The sequence below is a fragment of the bacterium genome (assembly GCA_037147175.1).
GTDB lineage: Bacteria > Cyanobacteriota > Vampirovibrionia > Gastranaerophilales > UBA9971 > UBA9971.
In genome coordinates, this window is record JBAWVS010000006.1 from 42,077 (window position 1) to 65,801 (window position 23,725).

General features: G+C 33.3%; 27 protein-coding genes, 1 tRNA gene and 1 pseudogene. 8 read left to right on the forward strand and 21 right to left on the reverse strand.

All coding sequences use genetic code 11. The features are described 5' to 3' along the window. Positions 1-15: 15 nt before the first annotated feature. Positions 16-1,020 carry a GNAT family N-acetyltransferase gene (locus WCG23_02625; GenBank protein ID MEI8388760.1) on the reverse strand — a complete coding sequence of 335 codons (1,005 nt, stop codon included), beginning with the start codon at positions 1,018-1,020 and terminating at the stop codon, positions 16-18. 155 nt (positions 1,021-1,175) lie between these two features. Between WCG23_02625 and WCG23_02630 the strand changes: the two genes are divergently transcribed. After that, positions 1,176-1,676, forward strand: a complete 501-nt coding sequence (locus WCG23_02630) for a YajQ family cyclic di-GMP-binding protein (protein ID MEI8388761.1) — start codon at positions 1,176-1,178, stop codon at positions 1,674-1,676. Positions 1,677-1,740: 64 nt separating this feature from the next. Here the strand turns inward: WCG23_02630 and WCG23_02635 are convergent. From WCG23_02635 to rpmE, 5 genes are all read right to left on the reverse strand, one after another. Further along, positions 1,741-1,814 (reverse strand) — tRNA-Met (locus WCG23_02635). Between the two features lie 28 nt (positions 1,815-1,842). Continuing rightward, a complete protein-coding gene (gene prmC / locus WCG23_02640; protein ID MEI8388762.1) occupies positions 1,843-2,697 on the reverse strand; it encodes a peptide chain release factor N(5)-glutamine methyltransferase in 855 nt (284 codons plus the stop codon). A gap of 44 nt (positions 2,698-2,741) precedes the next feature. Then, entirely contained in the window at positions 2,742-3,824 is a 1,083-nt protein-coding gene (gene prfA / locus WCG23_02645; protein MEI8388763.1) for a peptide chain release factor 1, read from the reverse strand. Positions 3,825-3,928: 104 nt separating this feature from the next. Next, entirely contained in the window at positions 3,929-4,624 is a 696-nt protein-coding gene (thyX, locus tag WCG23_02650; protein ID MEI8388764.1) for an FAD-dependent thymidylate synthase, read from the reverse strand. Positions 4,625-4,701: 77 nt separating this feature from the next. Continuing rightward, a complete protein-coding gene (gene rpmE, locus WCG23_02655) occupies positions 4,702-4,911 on the reverse strand; it encodes a 50S ribosomal protein L31 (protein ID MEI8388765.1) in 210 nt (69 codons plus the stop codon). A gap of 181 nt (positions 4,912-5,092) precedes the next feature. Between rpmE and trpB the strand changes: the two genes are divergently transcribed. Continuing rightward, the gene (gene trpB, locus WCG23_02660; GenBank protein MEI8388766.1) at positions 5,093-6,325 is read left to right on the forward strand and encodes a tryptophan synthase subunit beta; all 1,233 of its coding nucleotides are present in this window, start codon (positions 5,093-5,095) and stop codon (positions 6,323-6,325) included. Continuing rightward, positions 6,322-7,569, forward strand: coding sequence for a tyrosine--tRNA ligase (gene tyrS / locus WCG23_02665; protein MEI8388767.1), 1,248 nt, complete (start codon positions 6,322-6,324; stop codon positions 7,567-7,569). Before trpB ends, tyrS begins: the two co-directional genes overlap by 4 nt. On the opposite strand, the gene WCG23_02670 is transcribed toward tyrS, so the two are convergent. Both WCG23_02670 and WCG23_02675 read right to left on the reverse strand, forming a co-directional pair. Further along, a complete protein-coding gene (locus WCG23_02670; GenBank protein MEI8388768.1) occupies positions 7,547-8,626 on the reverse strand; it encodes a hypothetical protein in 1,080 nt (359 codons plus the stop codon). The two genes, tyrS and WCG23_02670, sit on opposite strands and share 23 nt — an antisense overlap. A 5-nt stretch (positions 8,627-8,631) precedes the next feature. Beyond that, positions 8,632-11,565 carry an insulinase family protein gene (locus tag WCG23_02675; GenBank protein ID MEI8388769.1) on the reverse strand — a complete coding sequence of 978 codons (2,934 nt, stop codon included), beginning with the start codon at positions 11,563-11,565 and terminating at the stop codon, positions 8,632-8,634. A 210-nt stretch (positions 11,566-11,775) separates the two neighbouring features. On the opposite strand from WCG23_02675, the gene WCG23_02680 reads away from it, so the two are divergent. From WCG23_02680 to WCG23_02690, 3 genes are read left to right on the forward strand one after another with little or no spacing between them, the layout of a single operon-like run. Beyond that, entirely contained in the window at positions 11,776-12,093 is a 318-nt protein-coding gene (locus WCG23_02680; GenBank protein MEI8388770.1) for a hypothetical protein, read from the forward strand. Positions 12,094-12,119: 26 nt separating this feature from the next. Then, positions 12,120-12,533 (forward strand): phage holin family protein, encoded by a 414-nt coding sequence (locus tag WCG23_02685; GenBank protein MEI8388771.1) that lies wholly within the window; start codon positions 12,120-12,122, stop codon positions 12,531-12,533. Further along, positions 12,509-12,772 (forward strand): hypothetical protein, encoded by a 264-nt coding sequence (locus WCG23_02690; protein ID MEI8388772.1) that lies wholly within the window; start codon positions 12,509-12,511, stop codon positions 12,770-12,772. Before WCG23_02685 ends, WCG23_02690 begins: the two co-directional genes overlap by 25 nt. 148 nt (positions 12,773-12,920) lie before the next feature. On the opposite strand, the pseudogene rpsP reads toward WCG23_02690, so the two are convergent. The 11 genes and pseudogenes from rpsP to WCG23_02745 all read right to left on the reverse strand — a co-directional run bounded on the left by rpsP (position 12,921) and on the right by WCG23_02745 (position 21,585). Further along, positions 12,921-13,142, reverse strand: a pseudogene (rpsP, locus tag WCG23_02695) (30S ribosomal protein S16). A 102-nt stretch (positions 13,143-13,244) separates the two neighbouring features. Further along, positions 13,245-14,105 (reverse strand): tetratricopeptide repeat protein, encoded by an 861-nt coding sequence (locus WCG23_02700; protein ID MEI8388773.1) that lies wholly within the window; start codon positions 14,103-14,105, stop codon positions 13,245-13,247. Between the two features lie 110 nt (positions 14,106-14,215). After that, on the reverse strand, positions 14,216-14,884 hold the full coding sequence (locus tag WCG23_02705) for a ribonuclease HII (GenBank protein MEI8388774.1): 669 nt from the start codon (positions 14,882-14,884) through the stop codon (positions 14,216-14,218). Then, entirely contained in the window at positions 14,868-15,707 is an 840-nt protein-coding gene (gene ylqF / locus WCG23_02710; GenBank protein ID MEI8388775.1) for a ribosome biogenesis GTPase YlqF, read from the reverse strand. Before ylqF ends, WCG23_02705 begins: the two co-directional genes overlap by 17 nt. Before the next feature lie 89 nt (positions 15,708-15,796). Next, a complete protein-coding gene (gene rplS, locus WCG23_02715) occupies positions 15,797-16,147 on the reverse strand; it encodes a 50S ribosomal protein L19 (protein ID MEI8388776.1) in 351 nt (116 codons plus the stop codon). Between the two features lie 95 nt (positions 16,148-16,242). Next, entirely contained in the window at positions 16,243-17,262 is a 1,020-nt protein-coding gene (gene galT, locus WCG23_02720) for a galactose-1-phosphate uridylyltransferase (protein MEI8388777.1), read from the reverse strand. 27 nt (positions 17,263-17,289) lie between these two features. Continuing rightward, positions 17,290-18,627, reverse strand: a complete 1,338-nt coding sequence (locus WCG23_02725) for a tetratricopeptide repeat protein (GenBank protein ID MEI8388778.1) — start codon at positions 18,625-18,627, stop codon at positions 17,290-17,292. 1 nt (position 18,628) lies between these two features. Further along, entirely contained in the window at positions 18,629-19,315 is a 687-nt protein-coding gene (locus WCG23_02730) for an amino acid ABC transporter permease (GenBank protein ID MEI8388779.1), read from the reverse strand. Next, positions 19,315-19,989: an amino acid ABC transporter permease gene (locus tag WCG23_02735; protein MEI8388780.1), complete on the reverse strand. Its 675-nt coding sequence runs from the start codon at positions 19,987-19,989 to the stop codon at positions 19,315-19,317. Before WCG23_02735 ends, WCG23_02730 begins: the two co-directional genes overlap by 1 nt. 24 nt (positions 19,990-20,013) lie before the next feature. Continuing rightward, positions 20,014-20,823, reverse strand: coding sequence for a transporter substrate-binding domain-containing protein (locus tag WCG23_02740; GenBank protein ID MEI8388781.1), 810 nt, complete (start codon positions 20,821-20,823; stop codon positions 20,014-20,016). A gap of 24 nt (positions 20,824-20,847) precedes the next feature. Further along, on the reverse strand, positions 20,848-21,585 hold the full coding sequence (locus WCG23_02745; protein ID MEI8388782.1) for an amino acid ABC transporter ATP-binding protein: 738 nt from the start codon (positions 21,583-21,585) through the stop codon (positions 20,848-20,850). Positions 21,586-21,805: 220 nt separating this feature from the next. Between WCG23_02745 and WCG23_02750 the strand changes: the two genes are divergently transcribed. Then, positions 21,806-22,321 carry a YlqD family protein gene (locus WCG23_02750; protein ID MEI8388783.1) on the forward strand — a complete coding sequence of 172 codons (516 nt, stop codon included), beginning with the start codon at positions 21,806-21,808 and terminating at the stop codon, positions 22,319-22,321. A gap of 23 nt (positions 22,322-22,344) precedes the next feature. Then, positions 22,345-22,854, forward strand: a complete 510-nt coding sequence (rimM, locus tag WCG23_02755) for a ribosome maturation factor RimM (protein ID MEI8388784.1) — start codon at positions 22,345-22,347, stop codon at positions 22,852-22,854. A gap of 3 nt (positions 22,855-22,857) precedes the next feature. On the opposite strand, the gene WCG23_02760 is transcribed toward rimM, so the two are convergent. Together WCG23_02760 and WCG23_02765 are read right to left on the reverse strand one after the other, a co-directional pair. Next, entirely contained in the window at positions 22,858-23,061 is a 204-nt protein-coding gene (locus tag WCG23_02760) for a hypothetical protein (protein MEI8388785.1), read from the reverse strand. Between the two features lie 144 nt (positions 23,062-23,205). Beyond that, complete coding sequence (locus WCG23_02765) at positions 23,206-23,604, reverse strand: hypothetical protein (GenBank protein ID MEI8388786.1); 399 nt, start codon at positions 23,602-23,604, stop codon at positions 23,206-23,208. Between the last annotated feature and the right edge of the window lie 121 nt (positions 23,605-23,725).

Genomic DNA, 23,725 nt, shown 5'->3' on the forward strand with positions numbered 1-23,725 from the left:
ACTTGACATGGCTTTTTATTCTGATTCTTTATAATTTGGATTGCTGTAATAAGCGTGAGGATAAGTATAATCTTCTCTAAATCCAATCCGTCTGTACATTTTTAGTGCAGGATAATTATCTGTTTCAACTGCCGCATTTACTTCACTTACCGCAATTTTTTGTTCTGCCAAAGATTTTATTATCCCTGCCACTGCAGCTTTTAAAACTAATTTACCGAGCCCTTTATTTCTGATGTTTTTTCTTACTGAAATCAAAGGAATATTTGCTTTAGCCGGAGTTGCTATATGAACAAAACAAACACCTTCCAAAGAGCCGTCTTTAACTATAACTTTGGTTTCTTCAGGCATAAAATGACCAAAAACATTTTCTGTGATTTTTTTAATAACATCTTTACAACCTTCAGGAGTTAAAAATCTCGGGTCAAAAAGCACATCTTTAGAATTTTTAAATCCAAGATTTATTACTTCAACTGCTGAATCTAAATATTTTTCGTCCCATGATTCTATTGTGTACCCTTCAGGGAGTTGTCCGATATCAGCTTTTTGCAAAACTTTATACGAAATCGAATCGCAAAAATCAAATTTTACCATTGCCTGTCCGGTAAACTGAAATTGCAAAAGAGCAATATCTCTTGTGAATGTTTCCTGAAAACCAAGAAGAGGATAACTTATAACTTTCCAGTCGGTACGATTTTTTAAATGCTCTAACAATGCACCTGCAAGAGCCAGACGCTTTTTGTTTAAATCTTTTCTGTCAGGCACATGAATAACATTTAATTCTATCGCTTTATGTTGTTCAAAAACAAAAATAAGAATTCCTGCCGGTACTCCTTCATCAAATAAAGCAATTCCGTTTAAACGACCGTCCGCAATAAATTCTTTAAAAGAATAAAAATCCAGAGGTTCAATTTCATACCTATAATCTTTTGTAGCTTTTAGTCTGAAACTTTCATAAATTTCTTTTATTTGATCTATGTTATCATTTGTTAAAAGCTCTGTTTTATAGGTAGTTTGCTGCATTTTTCATTCTCTCAAGTTCTTTACTAATCTATTCTACTATATGATTAATAAACACTAAAATATATTAAAAACTCTTAATACTTAATTTTAAGAATTTGATTGTGATATAATTAACAAAATCAAAGTTCTGTAATAATAAAAAAGAGTATAAAATCATGGCAAAAGACGAAAGTTTTGATGTAGTATCAGAATTTGACCAACCCGAGTTACTTAACGCGGTTGATCAAACAAAAAGAGATATGCAAGCAAGGTTTGACCTTAAAGATTCAGGCAGTCTAATTGAGCTTGAAGGCACAAAGACTATAACTATAACAACAAAAGATGACTTAAAATTAAGAAATATCATAGATATTCTTCAGTCAAAAATGGCAAAAAGAGGATTGAGCCTCAAAATTCTTGACCTTCAAAAAGTCGAAAACTCACTTGGAGGAAAAGTAAGACAGGTTATCAATTTAAAAAAAGGAATTAGTACGGAAATTGCAAAAAAAATTGTTGCTGATATAAAAACCTCAAAAATAAAAGTACAAGCAGCAATTCAGGGAGATCAGGTCAGAGTTTCCGGAAAAAACAGAGATGACCTCCAACAAGTTATAAAACTGCTGAAAGAAAAAGAAGATGAGTATGACGTAGCTTTGCAGTTTAATAATTACAGATAAGCTCAGTTTTAAAAAAATAAAAACACCAAATACAAAGACCTCTCTTGCGAGAGGTCTTTGTATTTAGCATAGACTGGATTCGAACCAGTGACCGCGCGGGTATGAGCCGCGTGCTCTAGCCAACTGAGCTACTATGCCATATTAACTTTTTATTATTATATAAATATTAATACTTTGCAACTATAACCCTGTCAATTTGATTATAGTCTTTGATAATTTTTATTTCTTCAAAACAGGCTTTTTTAAAAATTTTAACTGTGTCTGTCGACTGATAAATTCCTATTTCAACGGCTAAGCAGCCATTTTTATTAAGCCTGTATTTTGCCTGAGAAGCAAGTTTTTCATAAAAAGCCAGTCCTTTTTCATCTTCGGCAAAAAGAGCCTGATGCGGCTCATGAAGTACAACTTCAGGCTGAAGATTTTGTTTTTCATGAATAGGAATATACGGAGGATTAGAAACAATTATATCGAATTTTTCTTTAGCATCAATATTTTCAAAGAGATCGGAGTTAACAAAAGTTATTTTTTCTTTCACACCAAGCTTTTCTGCATTTAATTTTGCTACTTTCAGTGCTTTTTGTGAAATATCACCGGCAAAAACCTTTACATCTTTCAAATGTTTAGCAATCATGCAGGCTATGCACCCTGAACCCGTTCCTATATCAAGAATTTTTAAATTATTTTTATTAACAAGCTTCAAAACTTCTTCCACAAGAATTTCTGTTTCAGGTCGAGGAATCAGAACATTTTCATCCACATAAAATTCTTCCCCCATAAAAAAAGCTTTATTTGTCAGATATTGTACAGGAATTTTTTCTTTAACACGTCTTTGTATCAAAGCATTAAAAACTTCGAGTTTCTCATCAGCCAGTTCTTTTTCAGGGTATAAAATCAAGTCTTTTTTAGTAATCCCAAAAACAAAATTCAAAAGAATACCTGTTTCCAGAGCCGCTTCACTTCGAGAAATACCGATTTTTTTCAACTTTAAAATTGTGTTTTGATTTACTTCTTTTAAAAACATTTAAATAATTCTTTTAATCTAAAAATGACAAAAAAGAACATAATTTATACTGATTGTGCAAGTTTTTCGAGTTTTGCTTTCTGGTCAGCCTGTGCAAGAAGATGAAGAATGTCATCAAGTTCGCCTTCTATGATTGTCCAGACGTTTAAATTGACACCTATTCTGTGATCGGTGCATCTTCCCTGCGGAAAGTTATACGTTCTGATTCTTTCACTTCTGTCGCCTGTCCCCACCTGTGATCTTCTTAAATCGGTGATTTCCTGCATTTGTTTTTGAGATTCTATGTCAAATATCTTGGTTTTGATAATTTGCATAGCTCTTTCTTTGTTTTGAAGCTGACTTCTTTCTTCTGTACAAAAAACCATAATTCCTGTAGGTTTATGCACAATTCTCACAGCTGTTTCTACCTTATTAACGTTTTGACCGCCTGCACCGCCTGAACGTGCCGTAGAAATTTCAAGATCTTTCGGGTCAATATCAATTGAAACATCTTCAACTTCCGGCATAACTGCAACTGTTGCGGTACTTGTATGAATTCTTCCCTGTGATTCTGTTACGGGAACCCTTTGAACTCTATGTACACCGGATTCATATTTTAATCTGCTGTAAACAGCATCACCTTTTATGTTAATTACAACTTCACCTATACCGCCGACGTCACCTTCGGACAAACTCAAAATTTCTGTCTTCCAGCCCTGTTTTTCTGCATATCTGAGATACATTCTCATAAGATCAGCCGCAAAAATATTGGCTTCATCTCCGCCTGCACTACCTCTTATCTCGAGCATAATGTCTTTATCATCATTGGGATCTCTGGGAAGAAGGAGAACTTTCATTTTTTCTTCATATTTTTGAAGATTAGCTTCTGCCTGATCAAGTTCTGCCTGAATAAATTCTTTCATTTCAGGATCATTCTCAGCTTTTATCATTTGAATGGCATCTTCTTTTGCGCTTGCTGCCTCTTGCCATGCATGATAAATTTCAACACTTTCTTCCATGGACTTTCTTGTCTTTGAAAGTTTTTTAAATTCTTCAAAATCCTTGATTGTTTCAGGGTCGCTAAGCTTTTCTCCAAGCTCAATATAGCTTTTTTCTATATTTTGAATTTTACCCAGCATATCTTTCATGATTATTTCTCCTTTATCATCCTGAACTAAGCGAAGTATCTGTCCTTCATTATTATTTTGACAAATTCTTCGGGTAGGCGATAAAACCCCTCAGAACGAATTTTTTAATTTATTTTCTGCGGTTTGCGTCCACAACCTCTGATTTCATCACAATGACCGGCTGCTTCACACTTTGGGACAAGATATTCAGCAAGCCAAGGATCTTTTTCCATAGCAAGATCACACATTTTTTTGACCATAACTCTTATTTCATGCTGTGCGTTTGTGCAAAGCCTGATATTTGCGAGATGAATAAACTCCCTTAAATTAAGACTCGCAACAAGAGAACTTGTTGCAGCATTTGGAAGAATAAATCTTGCATCTTCGGCAGGAATCCCCTGATTTATCATTTTTTCATAAAATTCGGCCGTTTTGCTCATAAACTCATCATATTCAGCCTCTAAACCGGCTTTTTTTATTGTATTAGGGGTAATATATTCAAACTGTCCTTTTTCTGTAACATATCTCTGGGATTTTTGAGAAAAAGACATATGTCTGTGTCTTACAAGCTGGTGAGTACATGCTCTTGAAACTCCGCTTATTGTAAATACATACTGACAATGCTCTATTGTACTGTGATGCCCTGAAGCAAGAACTCTTTTGACGAGTTTAAGCATTTTTTCGTCATCAGTAGCATTTTCCCAGATGTTTATCGGATAATCAGCCGAGTAACAGGTTCTACATGCCAAAAAAATTATTTTCAAAGGATTTTCCGGCATGCTTATGAGATTTACTATAGGAAATTCTTTTTCTTGAGTCATTTTTATTCCTTTTAACTAAACAATAAGCCCGCAGAGGTACTGCAAAGGCTTATTGTAAAAATATAAAAACTGATGTTTTATTTTTTGTTTAAATTAGCGTAACGCTTGTTGAATCTTTCAACTCTGCCTTCGGTATCCATTATTTTTTGGGTTCCGGTAAAGAAAGGATGACATGCATTGCAAATTTCAACTTTCATTCCCTGAACAACTGAACCTGCTTCGATAACATTGCCACAAGCACAGCTAATAGTTGTTTCACTATATGTTGGGTGAATTCCTTCTTTCATTTTTTAAGTCCTCTTTTTTAAATTCTGTTTTTATTCTGATTAATATATTAACATGCTCAAAGTTTTACATGGGCAAATTATTTAATTATTTTAAACAAATATTATAATAAAAATATATTTGAGTAAAATTTGATATAAAATAAAAACAACAAACTAAAAAAATAAAAAGGCTTTTTAAGTAATGCAACATTTTTTTGAAAAAGATAAACCTTATAATTTACCTGATAAAAAAGGACGTTTCGGAGATTTCGGCGGGAAATACGTCCCTGAAACACTCATGGGCGCATTATATGAGCTGGAAAAAGTTTTTAATGAAGCTATATGCGATGAAAAATTCTTAAATGACTTATACAGTCTGATGAAAGATTATTCAGGAAGACCGACTCCTCTTTATTTTGCGAAAAGGCTGACTGAATATTACGGTAAAGGCAAAATATACCTTAAAAGAGAAGATTTGAACCATACGGGCGCTCATAAAATAAACAATGCGCTGGGACAGGTTCTTTTGGCTCTCAAAATGAATAAAAAAAGAATTATCGCCGAAACGGGAGCAGGTCAGCATGGCGTAGCAACAGCCACTGTTTGCGCTCTTTTCGGGCTTGAATGCGAAATTTATATGGGAGAAGAAGATACAAAACGTCAGGCAGTTAATGTTGAGAGAATGAAACTTCTCGGCGCAAAGGTTAATCCTGTTTATTCGGGAAGCAAAACCCTTAAAGACGCAACAAGCGAAGCAATAAGAGATTGGGTTACAAATGTTGAAAACACTCACTATATTATAGGTTCAACCGTGGGTCCTCACCCGTATCCTGAGATGGTAAGATTTTTTCAGTCTGTCATAGGAAAAGAATCCCGTCATCAAATTCAGGAAAAAGAAAACAGGCTTCCTGATTATGTTCTTGCATGCATAGGAGGAGGAAGCAATTCCATGGGGATGTTCTACAGCTTTCTTGGAGACAAAGACGTTAAAATTATTGGAATTGAAGCAGCAGGTCAGGGTGTCAGTTCTGATTTTACTGCTGCAAGTATGATGAAAGGAAGACCCGGAGTTTTGCATGGCTCATTGAGTTATGTTTTACAGGATGATTACGGACAGATTGAAGAAGCTTACAGCATATCGGCAGGTCTTGATTACCCCGGAGTCGGACCTGAACACAGTTATTTAAAAGATTCCGGCAGAGTAAAATATTATCCGATAAACGATGATCAGGCAGTAAACGCTTTCAAACTGCTCTCAAAACTTGAAGGAATAGTTCCTGCGCTTGAATCTTCACATGCTTTAGCTTATCTGGAAGAGCTTATGCCTTCCACATCAAAAGAAGAAATCGTGGTTTTGTGTCTTTCCGGCAGGGGTGACAAGGATTTACAGAGCGTGTTTAACTATTGTTCAGAAAAAAGTGAAAAACAAATATGAGTGAAGCAAAAATGGAAATTCAAGAAAAATTTATAAAACAGGCAGAATTTTTAGCGAAAGGAACTGAAGTTTTGCCGGGCGGAGTGAATGAACTTGCTAAAAAACTTCAGAAATCCGAAGAAACAGGAAAACCTTTAAGAGTAAAACTGGGACTTGACCCTACAAGACCTGATTTGCATCTCGGTCATACCGTTGTAATGCGCAAATTAAGACAATTTCAAAAAGCAGGGCATCAGGTAGTGCTTATTGTTGGCGGTGCGACAGCTATGATAGGCGACCCGTCAGGCAAATCGGAAACAAGACCCCCTTTAACAAAAACAGAAGTTGACCAAAATGCAAACACTTACCTTGAACAAATGGGACAAGTGGTTGATATAAACAATGCAGAAGTTGTAAATAATGCTGACTGGCTTCATGAAATGAAACTGGTTGATTTATTAAAGCTTTCTTCCCAAATAACAGTCGCTCAAATGCTTGTAAGAGACGATTTCGCAAAAAGATATGCCGAAGGCAAGCCTATTTCTGTGCATGAATTTTTCTACCCTTTAATGCAGGCGTATGATTCTGTTGTCATTGATGCTGATATCGAGCTTGGAGGAACAGACCAGAGATTTAACGTGCTTCTGGGGAGAGATATTCAGAGCGCTTACGGCAAAAAACACCCACAAATGGTTATTCTTTTGCCTCTTCTTGAGGGAACTGACGGAATTGTTAAAATGTCTAAATCCTACCCTGATCACTGCATAAGCCTTACTGATTCTCCAAAAGATATGCTTGGAAAAATAATGAGTATTCCTGATGCTTTAATAGTAAGATATTACGAACTTTTAACAGATTTGCTTCCTGAAGAAATTGAAAAAATAAAATCCGAACTTGAATTGGGACAGGTAAATCCCCGTGATTACAAGATGAAGCTTGCAAAAATTATTGTAAGCGAATACTATTCTGCCGAAGAATCAGAAAAAGCCGAGCAGGAATTTATAAATATTTTTAGCAAAAAAGGCTTGCCTGCCCAAATAGACGAATTTAAAGTCCTTGAAGGTACCGTTTTAATAGATTTTATAGCAGAAAATAATCTTTCTGAAAGCAAAGGTGAAGCTAAAAGACTTATTAAAGGCGGCGGAATAAAATTAGACAACGAAAAAGTTTCTGACCTTATGCAAAAAATCGAATTTGGAGATAAAGATTCACTTATTCTACAAGTCGGCAAGCGAAAATTCGCTAAATTATTTTGCCGGTTTTGATAAATTCTTTTTGTGCATCGTAAGCTTCTATTTCTAAAGGACTTTCAGAATATTTTTTTGTATATTCTTCGGACATACCTATTTTAGTGGCATTTAAGTCTGATTCAATAAAATATTTAAGTTGTTTTCTAGCTTTTTTGGCTTCTTCTTCTGTTAATGCCGCTTTATTTTTCAGAATTTCTCCATAAAATTCCGTATTTATTGACATAGGTAGCTTATCTGCAGAAATATCCGGATTTTCTACAAATAACTTTTCTCCCTGATAAGCTTTAATTTGACTCTCTACATCTTTTTGATCAAATATAAGATATTCTTCATGATTGTTTTTAATATTCTGGCGTTCTCTCTTTTCAATATCATCAAAAGAAGCTGTTTTAAGCCAATTTTTGTGTTCTTTGTCATCATTTGCCGTCATTTTTTTAATCATTGCTTTATTAAAATCAAATAGATTTAATCTTACCATATTGGAATATTGTTCAAGGTGTTTGAGTTCATGAACTATTGTAGCTTTAATTGCAGGCATTTTTAAAGATGTTTCTATAACGCTTTTATCAAGTGCAATATAACCGTTATGAGGGAAACAAAATGCCTGTATATTATTTGATAATATGGTATTTTTGAAATCTACAAAAAATATTTTTGTTTTAAGACTCTTTTTGGCACATGTATCATCAACAAATTGTCTTATTTCTTTTTCTTTCTGAATTTGTTTTTCCTTAGTTATTGGTTTTGTATTAGAACTTTTTTGAATTAAAGTTATTGAAACAGCTGAAACAAGAGTCAACAAGGCTCCTGTGACTAATGCAACAGGTGTTGAAATATTTTTATTAAATTTTTTGGCAATATTTTTGAGTGCAAAGCTTGCCACAGCTACCATTGTGCTTAAAGAAAAAATGCCTAATGCGATTTTTCCCGGTGTGACAGCTAAATTATTATAAAGATCAACATAATCGCCTGCAATTTTGTTATCACCTTTAAATGATATTTTTTTACCTGTTTTACAATTTATATTTGTTATATTTTTTCTCGGACTAATAAAGCCGGCATTTATAGACATAATTTCTATTTAACCTCCTCAACTTTGCCGAGAGAACTTAAATAAGGCTGCATGCTTTTGATGGTATTCTGGCTTGCAATCATTGAAATAACAGATGGCTGGTTTAAATAAGTTACAGCAGCATTTTTGATATCCTGCGGGGTTAATTCATTAATGGCATCAAGCATTTTATTATGGTAATTCACTCCATAAGGTGTAGTATACCCTGCTTGAATCCTTGCAGACCTTCCAAAAGAACTTTCCGGATCATCAAGGAAGCGTGTTTTAACTTCCATTTTTGCCGTTTCAAGTTCCTGATCACTTACAGAATTTTTCATCAAATCATTTATATGCGTTCTAAAACCATCTAAAGATTTTTGAACATTTTCATGAGTAGTACCTTTTAGACCGTCTTCGGTTGTTGTTTTTATCAAAAGCTTTATTATTCCAAAATTTCCGTCTGTCAAATAGTTTGATTTCACTTTATAAGCAAGCTTTTGACTCTCTCTTAAGTCTGTATACAGTCTTGACTGACTGTTTCCACCAATGATTTCATTTAAAACTTTTAAAGCAGCCGTCTCTTTAATATTTTTACTTTCTTTAATCTTAAATATTTGTACTATATCAGCCTGATTTCGAGGTTCTGCTTCTGTTATTACTTTTGTTTCAGATAAATTTTTTGATTCGGGGGCATTAACATGATGATGTTTTTGAACAAAAGCTATTCCTGATTGAAGCTGCATAAACACATCCTGACCTAAGCCCGGAGTTTTGCTGATCGGACCGTCTATCGCAATTTTTCCCTGAGAATTTTTGATTATTTCATTATATGAATCCTGAACATCCTGTAAGCTAATATTATCAATGTTCTCTAAAACTTTTTTTGCAGTTATTCCCCAGTTATTATCAGGGAATAAGATTTCCATAGCCTTGCTTGACGGGTCTTTAGGCATGCTGGAATACTTAACTTTTATTTCTTCTTTTGCTTTATTAAATTTTTCAACAGTAAAATCAGGGTTATAAAGTATTTCTTTCATTACACCAAGTGCCATTGGCAGTCTTTCTTTAGAGCAATCCGCCGTTAAATTAATAGATTCTCCGTCAGTAACCGCTGATATACCTAAATTATATGTGTCTTTGATATTATTTAAGCGGTCTTCAGAATAATTTTTTGTTCCTTTATTAAGAATAAAAGATAATATATCTGCAACACCCGGTTTTAATGTCTTTAATCCTTCCGTTTCTACGGATAAATTTGCGCTTGTTCTTATTGAATCAGGATCATCATTTATTGCTACACGTAAATTGTTTGGCAAATCATATTCTTTTATATTTTTAAACTTAAATTTATCCGAATTTTCAATAAATTCAGGTTTTTGCACAGTATTATTATCATCCTGAAGCTGTTTCTCAAGTTGGGATGACAAATTGTTTGAGGAAGAGAAATTAACTTCTGCTTTCTGACTTTCGGGGTGAACCATTACTATAGACGTTCTGTTAAGGTTTAAATATTTCTGTGCCGCAAGCTGAATATCCTGCGGTGTCAATTTTTCTATTTCATTTTGCATATTGGTATAAGCAGCTATAGAACCATGTCCGGTAATCGCTTGTCCCACAAGATCTGCAACGCCCATCGAACTTTCGCTGAGTTGTGTTAAATTATCTTTAAGTTTATTTTTAACTATCGATATTTCTTGTTGAGTTAAAGGCTGAGTTACCATGCTTTCTAAGGTTGAATAAATAGCTTTTAGTCCCTCTTCTTCTTTGCCGGGAGCAAACGCTGATCCCAAAGATATAAGCTGAGGAGCTTTAGAATCAGGATTTATAACACTTATCTCAACTGAGCCGTCAGTATTAAATTCTTTTAGTGTTTTTGAAAGTCTTGCATTTTCATAACCGGTTAAAGCGCTGCATAATGCTGAAGTTGCAACAGAATCTTTAATATCATTATTTTTCGGACCGGCAAAAGCCATGTTTAGCATCACGTTATCAACATGAGTGCTTTTCAAATCAGCCCTCACAGGATTTTGAATTAAATTTAGAGGCTGATAATAAGGCTCTTCATTTTTTTGAACCGGTGAACCTTTTTTCTGATTAAATAATTTGCTTATTGTTTTTATTGCATTATCAGGATTTACTTCTCCAACAACTACTGTAGTCATATTATCAGGTCTATACCACTCATTATAGTAAGCTAATACATCTTTTTTTGTCAAATTAGCTATTGTTTTTGAAGAACCGGCAATAAGTCCCTGATAATCAGTCTTTATTCCGAATAAGTTTTTAAGCATAAGGTTAAATGACTTGTCAGAAGGGTCATCTTCATACATTTGAATTTCGGAAATCACAGGACCTTTTTCTTTTTCCAGCATTTTATCGGAAAAAGTCGGATTTAGCAGCATATCAGCATGCATCGTCATAAATTTTTCAAAATCGCCTTCTTTATGCATCGGGGATTTTATAAAATATTCCGTATTGGTTGTATTTGTTCCTGCATTGTATTGACCGCCCATACTCGTAACTTTTTCCACGAATTCATTGGGTCCGAGCTTGCTTGAACCGTTAAAAAGATTATGCTCAATATAATGGCTAATACCTCTATTCTTTTCTTCGTTAAATGACCCGACCTTTGTAAAAGTTTTTATTGTTGTCGGTCCTTTTTTAGGGATAATTACTACATTCTGACCGTTATCAAGCTTATAGAGTTTGCCTTTATCGAGAAGCGGCACATTAAAAGTCATTATTTCTTTGTAACCTTCATTGGAACAAGGCAAAACTTGACTTCTCATGGACGCATTTATATCAGGCGCCTGAATTAATGAAGAATATGGCGGATATTGATAATGCTGGTATTGGTATTCCGGAGATGCATAAGGCTGGATTCTTGCAGCCGGAATAGTATTGTTATAAATAACATTACCTACAGGTATATATTTTAAATTAACCTTGTTAACGTCCATCCAAATTCCCCGAATCCAAAATATGTATCTAAATAAATAAAAACATATAATTTGCATAAATTGTTTTATTTTATAAAACAATTTTTATATTTTTTATAAAAGTTTTAAATCCTCCCTATATTTGCCTATCTTGCTAATGTAAACAAAGTAATATTCCTTCATAATTAATCAAAATAATTTATAAATAATTTCTGTAAGGAGGAGTAAAAAATGAGTGAACATATCACGGCAGAAGAACTTAACGGTGGAAAACAGCATAATTTAAAAGAAAAAGGCGAAGAATTAAAACAAAAAGCTTTAGAAATACAGAAACAATTATCAGAAAATTTAGACAGTCTTATGAGTTCAACAGCAAAAAATCTTGATAAAGCTGCTGAAAAAATTCATGAAACTGCAGAATTTTTTAGAGAACGAGATTCTGATACGTTAAAAAAAGATTTTTCGCACGTAGTAAAAAAACACCCTGAAAAAGCTCTGGGCGGAGCTTTACTGATTGGATTTTTAATCGGAAAAATCCTTTTTAAATAAAAAATAAATTTATTTGTAGGTGAACAATGTCAGAAGAAAATAAATCCGGTGAACAAGTAGAACTAATAGACCTGTTTAAAAATCTTATTTATAATTTTGTTTCTCTTATTTCCCAGCATATAAAATTTTTTAAAGAAGAAATAAAAGAAGAGCTTTTTATAATTATAAAATCCACTTTTCTTATACTGGCGGCATCTATTGTCGCGATAATTGCGACATTTTTTTGCGGAATTTTTCTGATAATTACTTTTTCATTATTTACTTCTTTATGGCTGTCTATATTAATTGTTACGATTTTATATTTGCTGACAGCGTCTATTTTGTTTGCTTATGCTAAATCCCGGCTTAAAAAAATCGGTAAAAACAGGGGGAAATTTGCTGAAGAAACTGCTAAAACTTTGGAGGAAACAAAAAAATGGCTGGAACAGCTAAAACCTTAAGCAAAATAAACAATATACGGGAAGAAATATCTCATATAGTTGATTTATTATCCAGAAAACGCAATATGAAAGTAGATATAGTACAGGCCATAAAGGAACAGCCTTTAGATTCGATGATTTTTGCGGTTTTAACAGGTTTTCTGGCAGGAATTCTTTCCAATAAAATAAAAAGTTTATTTAAATTAGCTCTTTTAACCTATGCAACAAAACAAAGCATATCCCGCTTAATTAAAAAATAAGGTAGGATATGCTGTTTGTTTATTAATATTAATTTTAAGCTGCTGCTTCTGCGGCCTGTTTCTTTTCAGCTTCTAATTTTGCTTTTGCTTTTTTAGAAAGTTTCTTCTCTTCCGGTTCAGCTTTTTTAACTAAAATTCCGGCTTCGCTGCTGTTGTCGATTAAATATTTAACGGTTTCAGAAGGCTGAGCCCCATTTTTAATCCACTCAAGAGCCTTTGTTTTATCAAGTTTTAATTCTTTTTTCTTTGGATTATAGAAACCAAGCTCTAAAATAGCCTTGCCTTCTCTTTTTTCTCTGCTGTCTATAACAATAATTCTATATATAGGATTTCTTTTTGCTCCTAATCTTTTTAAGCGAATTTTTACCATGCTCTGAAATTCTCCATAATCTTTTCTTTATTCTTTAATATAGTTACCACAACAGCAATTCATAAGCAAGTATTATGTTTTTTATTGCCCGCTTAAAAAAACTTATTCAGGAATTCCTATTCTGATAACAGTATTTTTATCCTGCTCGGAAACGTATAGCACGCCTGTTTTATTTAAATAAAGATAATAAGGTTTTACGACATCTTTTAGAATAACTTTTACTAAACCGCTTTTATCGATTTTTATAACATTATTCAAAAGATAATTTGCAACATAAATATTATCTTTTGAATCAACAGCTATACCAACAGGACCTTTTATAAGTTCATTTTTTATTGTGTTTTTAATTTTGCCGTCAGGGGAAATAACATTAATCGTATCAGAACCGAAATTTGCGATGTACAAATCTCCCTTATTGTTCTCTGCTATACCTGTAGGACCGCTAAAATCTGTAAATGTAAACTTTGTTGTATTTGCAGGTACAGAGTGAGGCGGCTCATTTATTACATAATCATTTATTTTTTTGTTAATTTTCTTAAAAAGCGTCATAGAGTCCTGATAAGACGGGCTGGTTTTTTCAACAGAATTTAAATAAATCAGTGCTTTTTCATAATCCTGTTTTTCAAAGTACAAACCTGCAAGCAAATAAGCTGCTTCATCATCGTTAGGATCGTTTCTCAGCAAAAGTTGAAAAGCTTTTATTGATTTATCTCTGTTCCCTATACATTTATACACCGAACCAAGATTGTAATAAGCATTGGTTAAAGACGAATCAGTTTCTATTGCTTTTTTAAAATAAGTTATAGCCTGATCATAGTTGCCTTTTTTAGTGTAGTTTATGCCCATATTGTTATAATTTACGGCATCTTGATCATAAGCCCGAACAGGATTTGAGGAAACAAAACAAAAACACCCGATTAAGCAGATTAAAATTTTTAAAGTCAGAGATTTAATATTTTTCATAAAAAGCCCTTTCATTATTATCATTGAGAGGCGGCATTTTATTCCGTTCTGTCAATCCATTAATTATACATTTTGGAGTTTTAATTATGAATAGTGCATTAACAGTAATTTTAAAAAATTTTTTTTTGCTCACAAAGAACTTTGCCGAGGAAAGTTGTTCTGTGCCATTTGCAGGCGCCATGTTCTCTTAACGCTTCTCTATGTGCTTTTGTTGGATAGCCTTTGTTTTTTGACCATCCATATTCGGGAAAGCCTTTTGCAAGCTCCTGCATTAATTCATCCCTGTAAACTTTAGCCAGAATACTTGCCGCCGCAATCGAAGCCGAAAGCGTATCACCTTTTTTAACAGCCTTTTGTTGATAATTATATTTAGGAATAATAAAATTCCCGTCTACAAGTATAATTAAATTTTCTTGTGAATTCATCTGCTCTATTAAATTTTCGCAGGATTTTCTCATCGCAAGCAACGATGCCTGAAGAATATTTATTTTATCAATCTCTTCAACAGAACTTTCCTTAATACTGTATTTTGCTACTGATTTTATCTCTTCAGAAAGCTCTTTTCTAAGCTTGGGATTAGATGAAAATTTTTTTGAATCATCAATAAACTTAATAACTTCGCAAACTTTTTCGCTAAGTTCAGGGAAATAAACAGCACTTGCAACTACAGGACCTGCAACAGGCCCTCGACCTGCTTCATCCGTACCGATAACCACAAGACCATGCCTGCGGTCAAATTCGACCAATTCATCAATTTTTGATTTACGGAATGTCCTCAAGCGTAATTCTTCCTATTCTTCCCTGCCTGAAATCAGTTAAAACAAGCGATGCACATCTGTCTATATCAGGTTTTCCTGCAGTTAACAATAAATTTCTCGCAATTGCCACATCCTCAACAGTGGGAATTTCTTCACATTTTAGTCTGTAATATTCACAAAAAAGCTGCGGATACCTTTCATAAACAAGAGATACAAGAACATTTGCAACTTCAATTTTATCATAAGCAGCTTCACCGACAGAATTAACCATTGCCAGCTTAAAAGCACGCTCCTGTGTATCCAGCTTCATGGGGATAATACCGGGAGTATCAAGCAATTCCAGCTTAGGATTGATTCTTACCCACTGAGCTGCTCTTGTTACACCTGCTTTTGCGCCGACTTTAACTTTAGAAGTTTTTATTAATTTATTAATTATGCTCGATTTTCCGACATTTGGCATGCCAACAACCATTGCTCTTACGGGGCGCGGTAATCTTCCTTTGGCGACTAGTTTTTCTATCTCGGGTCGACCAAGTTCAATAGCTTCTTTAATTACTGAAGAAATATCCTTGCCCGTTGTCGCACTGGTCATAATAACTTTTAGACCCGTTTTTTCCTCAAGATGTTTCATCCATTTTGAGTTGGTCTCGGGATCTGCAACATCGGATTTGTTTAAAAGCATTAATCTGGGCTTGCTGCCCAATAATTTGTCCAAATTATCATACAAACTGCTGTGAGGTATCCGTGCATCAAGAACTTCAAAGACGACATCAACAAGTTTTACCTGTTCTTTCAGTTTTCTTTCAGCTTTTGCAATATGTCCGGGGTACCAATTTATAGCCATTTTTTATACCGTTCTTATAGTTATGAATTGCCAAAGAGGGGAACTTTGCCCCCTCTTTTTAGTAATTCATTAACAATTTATTTTGTAATTTATCTTGTTGTTTTTTCTTTAATACGTGTAGCTTTACCGGTTCTCTCTCTGAGATAATAAAGTTTTGCTCTTCTAACAAGACCGCTTCTAAGTACTTTAATCTGTTCAACTCTTGGAGAATTAACAGGGAAAACTCTTTCTACTCCAACACCTTGAAAAACTCTTCTTACGGTGATGGTTTGACCTGCTCCGCTGCCGCGTTTTTTGATAATTACGCCTTCAAAAGCCTGTGTTCTTTCTTTATTGCCTTCTTTAATCCTTACGAAAACTTTTACGGTATCGCCAGGGTTTAATCTTGGTAAATCTGTCTTTGCAACTTCTTTTGCTAATTCTTGAATGATATTGCTCATTTTCAATTTCCTTATATTATTTATAAAATTACTATTTTTTAATTTATGTAATGTTGATAATATTTTAAACAAAGCATTTATTCAAGAGGCTTTTTTTATTTAACTTTAATATCTCTCAATAATTTTGCGTTTACTTCAGGAGTAGAAATATTTATAAAAATCCCTGTTCCCAGTTCAAAGCCTGCCGGAGTAGTAATTCTGGGGATTAATTCAATATGCCAGTGATAATAATTATCCGTTCTTGCTTTTGCGGGCGAAGTATGAATAAAATAATTGTAAGGCGTGCCTTTAAGAGCTTCATGATGTCTATATAAAACATCTTTCATCACTTCAGCAAGACTTGTTGTTTCTGATTCAGTCAAAGCCTCAAAAAAACTACTGTGAAATTTAGGCAAAATCCATGTTTCAAAAGGAACTTTTGCGGCATAAGGCATAAATGCAATAAATTTGTCATTTTCAAAAACAATTCTTGATTTCTCTTTTAATTCCAGATCAATCATATCGCAATAAATACAGGTGCTTTTTTCCTTGTAATAACCTTCTGCTAAAGAAAGTTCCTGTTCTACCAGCGGAGGAATTATGGGGATGCCGATAATCTGGCTATGAGAATGCGAAATGCTTGCACCTGCCTTTTTACCGCTATTTTTAAATATAAGCACATATTTAATATGTTTTTCCTGAGAAATAGCGATATATCTTTCTTTATAAGCATTAATAACAAGTTCTATCTGTTTTAAACTGTAATGAGCCATATTTTTTGAGTGATGCGGAGTTTCTATAATAACTTCGGACTTGCCTTCCGCATAAGAATAAATCTCCATATAATTATTACTGTTTACAGAAAAATGTTTTTCATTATCCACCGCAGGAAATTTGTTGGAAACCACTCTTAAATCCCATCCCGTAGAATCCTGCAAACCTTCTTTTCTTCCGTAAACAAGAACTTCATTCGGCGTAGAATGTTCATTTCCATAACAAAAATGACAATCATGATGATGTTCTATATGATGATAATGGCTAACACCGGGCGAAACATGACTATCAGGCCTTTTCGCTCTTTCAGGAGCCAGAATTACCCAGTTTCCCGATAAAGGATTTTTTCTCATTTCAGGCATTTTTATAATTTCTTTCTAACAAAAAACCTATTGCTGAAGCCTATATATGTCCGAATAAGTATCGTAATTATAAAGATTTACCCCTGTTTTAGAAATCGTATTTCTGAAATTATTATACATCGGCAAATTTTTATGGTCATCAGTCATAAGGGCTTTATAGCAATTTTTAGCTGTTTCAATACTTTCTTGCCTTGTAAGAGGTCTGCCTACAAGTATTTTTGAAGCGGAATTATAACCGATCATCGAAACTGTAATTTCTTCCTCAAGTGAATCTTTGTGCTTATCTTCTATCAAAGAAGCGACTGCATGTCCCATTTCATGCATAACTGTCATAAGCGCATACATATTGTCATGATAGGAAGATTTCGGACTTTTATACATATTAATAATATTTTCGCCAAGATTTACCGTAATATTTTTTTCCTGCATTGTCCCAAAGGTATATAAAGGGAAAAAACCGCCGAGCATTATTTGTTTGTTGGTTGTAGTTTCTTCTATATAGGCATTGGTTTGTTCTTTGCCGCCAAAAACTATTTGTATCGGGATTTTATGTTCAATAATTTCATTTATAAGTATTCGGCCGTCTTCATCATTCCACAACAAATCAAGCATTTCATAAGTCTTCTCAAAATCATCTTTATATTTAAGAACAGCATTGGTTTTTACAAGGTCATAAAGGACAGGAGGTGCTTTTGTTACATTATCAATATTAGCGATGCGGATTTTAAACTGGCAATCTCTTAGCTCTTGGCGAGCATAAGGCAAGTTTGGATTTTCCTGTTGATTGTTAGAAACTGCTACAGCTTTTTCAAAATAATAAGCCGCTTTATTAAAGTCACCGTCTTTTTTGCACTCATTGCCCATCACGCAATATATATCAAACTTATCCGCAGCAATTTGAACGTATTTTTCGCCGTTTTTCAGGCACAAATCTTTATTTCCTGCTTTAGCATAAAATTCACATAAATTATAATAAATGTTTTTGTCTGACGGTGATAATTTAGCATAATACTCAAGGTATTTAGCGGCTTCGGCATACTGTTTTTTTCGTTCATATACACCGCTAAGATTTGAATAAGCGAAAGCATTAGACGGTTCCAGCCGAATCGTTTTTTTATAGCATATTTCAGCATTGTTTAAATCATTTATTCTGGAATAAGCCACACCGAGATTATTATAAATATCCGCCTCGTTCGGATAAATAAGCAATGCATTTTTATAATTTTGAATGGCTGTCTGGTAATTACCGCTTTTTAACGCCTTATAAGCATTCTGAAGATAGTTGTTATACTGCTGTGGACTTGCTAAAGCAGTTGAATTAAGACTTAAAGCTATAACTATTATAAAAAACTTTATTTTATTCACTTTACTGATTTGCTCCGATTGTCTCGTTAATTTCCATAGACATATATGGTTTAGTTTCCCAAATTCTGCTCAATTTTGAAAGACCAAAGCAAATTATGAAGTAGACAAACGCAATAAAAATAAGTATTTCTGATTCATGATATGTTCTTTCATAAATAATTTCGCCTGATCTTGTGAGTTCTATCAAGCCTATTGTTGAAGCAAGAGAAGTGTCTTTAATCAGCGAAATAAGCTGACTTACCAGAGCCGGTGTCATTCTGGTTACAGCAAGAGGCAATATTATATAAGTTAGGCGCTGCATCCCGTCAAAGCCCAAACTTTTAGCCGCATCTATATGCCCTTTTTCAACGGAATTAAGACCGCTTCTTATGATTTCCGCAATATAAGCAGAATTAAATATTATAAGCGCTATACATGATGAATCAAAAAACGAAGATGGAGCACCTGTAAGATAAGGCAACGCCCCAAAATGAATAAACACAATAAACAAAATCAAAGGAATACTTCTCACTCCTTCTATATAAACAATAGCGAGCCAGCTTATTAAAAAAAGTCTTGTATGCCTTAATACCCCTAAAATTACACCAAGAATCAAACTTCCGCTTAATGAAATAAAAGCCAATTTAATAGTAATAAAAAGCCCTTTCATCAAAAAATCAAAGTTTTCAGGTATATCAATCCAGTGCATTATACTTTTGCCGCCCTTCCTTGTATATTAAACAGGTTTTCAAAAAGATTTGTAAATAATGCAACGGTTCCGGTAAGCATCATGTAAATCAATGCACCTGTTATAAAAAATTCAAAGAATCTAAAATCATCAACAGCACCTTTGTAAATACCATAAAACAGGTCTGTTACAGAAATAAAACTTACCAGAGAAGAATTTTTTATAACATTAATAAATTGGCTTCCAAGAGGAGGGATTATGATTTTTATTGCCTGCGGTAATATAATGAGCCGAAATGTCTGAAATTTGCTGAGCCCAAGGCTTATTGATGCTTGATACTGCTCAGAGGCTACTGAATTTATACCTGATCTTAATACTTCTGATATAAAAGCCCCCGTATAAAGACTTAGAGCCAATATTCCGCAGGCTATAGGCGAAAGCATTAAACCAAATTCAGGTAAGGCTTTATAAATAAAATACAACTGAATTAGCAAAGGAGTGTTTCGTATTATTTCAACATAAGAAACAGCCATAAATTTAAGAGGACGTGTGCCTGTTGTTCTGAAGAACACAATAATTAAACCGATTATAAAAGCACAGACAGAACTTATAACAGAAATAAAAACGGTTATTTTTATTCCTTCTACAATAACCGGAAGAGATTTTATTATTACTGAAATATCAAAATTGTCCATTATAAAAAGCCCTGCGGAATAACTTTATTTGCCTTCTTTTAAAAAATCCACCATCCATTTTCGCTGAATTCTTTTCAACGTACCGTCCTGCATAATTTGTTCAAGGGCAAAATTAACAGCATCTTGGAATAACTGGGTGTCTACACCTTTTTTGAAACCTATGCCGTAAGGTTCACGGGTTAATCGATCTTTTAACATTTTAAAACTGGAATCTTCCGATAAAAATCCGTAAATAATTGCATCGTCTGTAGTAAGAGCATCTCCTCTACCTGATTTTAGTGCAGAGAAAGCATCCGTATAAGTTCTGAATCCCAAGATTTTTACATCAGGAACCAACTGTCTTATATTTATTTCACTTGTTGAACCGAGTACAACAATTACACATTTGCCTGAAAGATCTTTTAAACTTTTAATAGAACTCTTTTTGGAAACCATTATTGCCTGTCCGGCAATATAATAAGGTCTGCTAAAATCTATAATCTGCTCTCTTTTAGGATTTATTGTCATAGTTGCAGCCACTAAATCAACAGTTCCTGAAGTTAAAGAAAGTATTCTGTTGGAAGAAGTTACCTGTTGAAATTCAACGGCATTTTCATCTCCGACTACTCTTTTTGCAATTTCTCTGGATAAATCAACATCAAACCCCTTAATATTTTGGTCTTTGTCTACAAAACCAAATGGTTTAGTGTCATATTTAACCCCTACTATGATTTTTTCTCTTTCTTGAACTGTTTTCAGTAAATCTTTAGCATTTTTTTTCTTAACACATCCTGTTAATCCAAATAAAAAAATGAAACATAAGAGTGTTAAGAGTATTTTTCTGATATTTTTCAATTATTTTCTCCTAAAATTTTTTAATTAAACCACTTCTTTCCTAAAAGCACTTTTTAAAAATTCTCTAGTTATGTTGCTTTGGGGGTTATCAAACATTTTTGTTGACGAACCCTCTTCTATAATTTGCCCTCTGGAGAGAAAAATAATTCTGTTTGCCACTTCTCTGGCAAAATTCATTTCATGAGTAACAACAACCATTGTCATTCCTTCATTTGCAAGTTCTTTTATTGTATCCAGAACTTCCCGGGTCATTTGAGGATCAAGAGCGCTGGTTGGTTCGTCAAAAAGCATTATCTGCGGCTGCATTGCCAGACTTCTTGCTATAGCAACCCTCTGTGCCTGACCACCTGAAAGCTGATCAGGATATTTATCAATTTTATCAAGCAGTCCGACTTTTTCCAAAAGATGCAAAGCTTGAATTTTAGAATCATTTTCTTTCATTTTTTTAACTTTTATAGGCGCCAGAGTAACATTTTCCAGAACTGTCAGATGCGGAAACAAATTAAATTGCTGAAAAACTATACCTATTTCTGATCTAATTTTGTTTAAATCAACTTCTTTTGAAGTTACATCAAGCCCGTCCACAAGAATTTTCCCTTTATTAACGGGGACAAGACCGTTAATACACTTTAAAAAAGTGCTTTTACCGCAGCCTGAAGGACCGATTATTGCTAATGTTTCTTCTTTAGCAATATTTATATTGATATTTTTTAATACATTAAGTCCTTTATACGATTTGCTTACGTTTTCAAACGTTATCATTTTTAAATGCACTCTTTAACTAAATTTTTACTCAAACACTAAAAATATAAGATTTTAATTTATCTTTATACCTGAAATTTATTTAATAACATTAGAGTTTTGGAGGTTTACATAACTAAAATAGTTTTATATCCTATCATAATACATGTTTTATTTTAAAGGAATAAAATGTTTTATGTATTTTTTCTTGATTATAATAAACAAAGCGTTGTAAGTAGAAATGAATAAAATAAAACTTATAATTCAGCATATATCAAATCTTTTAACTGTAAGCTCAACAAAAGACAGGGGTGAGAACATGGAAATAAATACTATAAGGGTTAAAAGACCTATAAAAATAAAAACCATAGTTACTGACAAGTTTAAACAACAGGTTCAGGAAGAAATAAACAAGGAAATCAATCTCCTTGACTCTCAAATTATGCAATTAGAAATGCAAAGCAAACAAATACACGATCAAGCTTCAGAATTTTCGAGTTTGTATGGAGATCACAGCGTTGAGCAAATTCAACAGGCGTTGGAAGACATCTCAAGAAGACTTCAGCAGATAAGTGAACTCAAAAACGAGATGGTTTCTCAAAAAGAAAGCATTTCTCATCTTGCACTTAACAATGTTATAATCACAGGAAGTCTTGAAAATTACGTCGAATTAAGAACCGGAGAAAATATTTATGAGAAATTTCGTGAAGCCGAAATTCTTGTAAAAGACGGTGTTATACAGGAAATTAAAGAATAATTTTTTATAAAACGGAGTAGCAATTGGAAAAGCTTTTATCGATAGGAAAAATCCTTAATTTTCACGGGATACAAGGTGAAGTAAAAGTCGGCTTTACAGAAGGCGCCGAAGATCTTTTTACAAAAATTGACGAAATATATGCAATTAAGGATTCAAAAAAAATTACTTTGACCCCTGATAGGGTTCGTTTTCATAAAAACTTTGCTATTATAAAATTCAAAGAAATTAATTCTGTAGATGAAGTAATAGAACTTAAAGGCGCTTATTTGAAAGCACCAAAATCAAAAACACAGGGATTTTTAAAAGAAGATGAATTTTATATTGACGATCTGGTGGGACTTTCTGCTTATGATGACAATGAAAATCTTATAGGAAAAGTTTCAGCCGTTTCAATATCAAAGGGGCAGGATATTTTATTTATAAAAGATTCTGAAAATAAAGAGCATATAATCCCTTTCGCAAAAGAAATCGTCCCTGAGGTTAATTTAAAAGAACAAAAGATAATTATAAAAAATATTGACGGATTAATTTAATATTTAAGCATAACATCCAATTTTTTTAATACTATCGTTGACTCTTTCATTTAATCTCGTTTTTAATGCTTCGGCTCTTTCAAGAGTTCTTTCAAGCCTCGAAGAATTACCACCTATTTCTATTCTATTTATTAATTGTTGAGTACGTTGTTGTCTGAACAAAGTACCCATAATCCCCGGGGGTGTGAACTTTACTGATTGACTCATTTTTTTCTTCTCCTTTATTGTTAATATTTATATAAAACATGTGAAGACAAAAAATTGCCATAAATCTCAAAAAAATTTTAAGAGGCTGTCCAATTTTTAGGACAGCCTCTTATTAAATTAATTTTAAATTAAGTATTATGTTTATTATTTAAAAATATCTTGAAAAAATTCTTTAACAGGATTTGTTGTGGTCGTTGTTAATTCTGTCATTTGAAGTTCTTTACTAGCCTCAACCAATTTATGATTATCAAATTTTACACCCAAAGCTTGGTTAGTATCACTACTATCAGCAGGATAATATACCTCCTTACCGTAAGGAGAGCCAGCTTTATCTCCAAAACTATGATATAAAGGTATGTCCTTTCTTGGATCAGTAACTCTTTGACCTTCTACTTTTTTTCCATCTTTGTTAATATTAAATAATAAAACCTGATCTTTTTTGCCACCTGCTTCTTGAGCAGCAGGTCCGTCTACCTGATAAATTCCTGCTTTTAATTTAAAATCTGCTTCTGTAATAGGTTTTTGTCCAACTGCATTTGTCATAAATTTTCTCCTTCTTTCTCTTTCCTAAAATAACTCTTTACTAATATTTATATCTATATAAAAACAAAGAGGGGGGGGGAATTGCTTTTTTGTTACAAAACTTTATAAAAAATTCATTCTT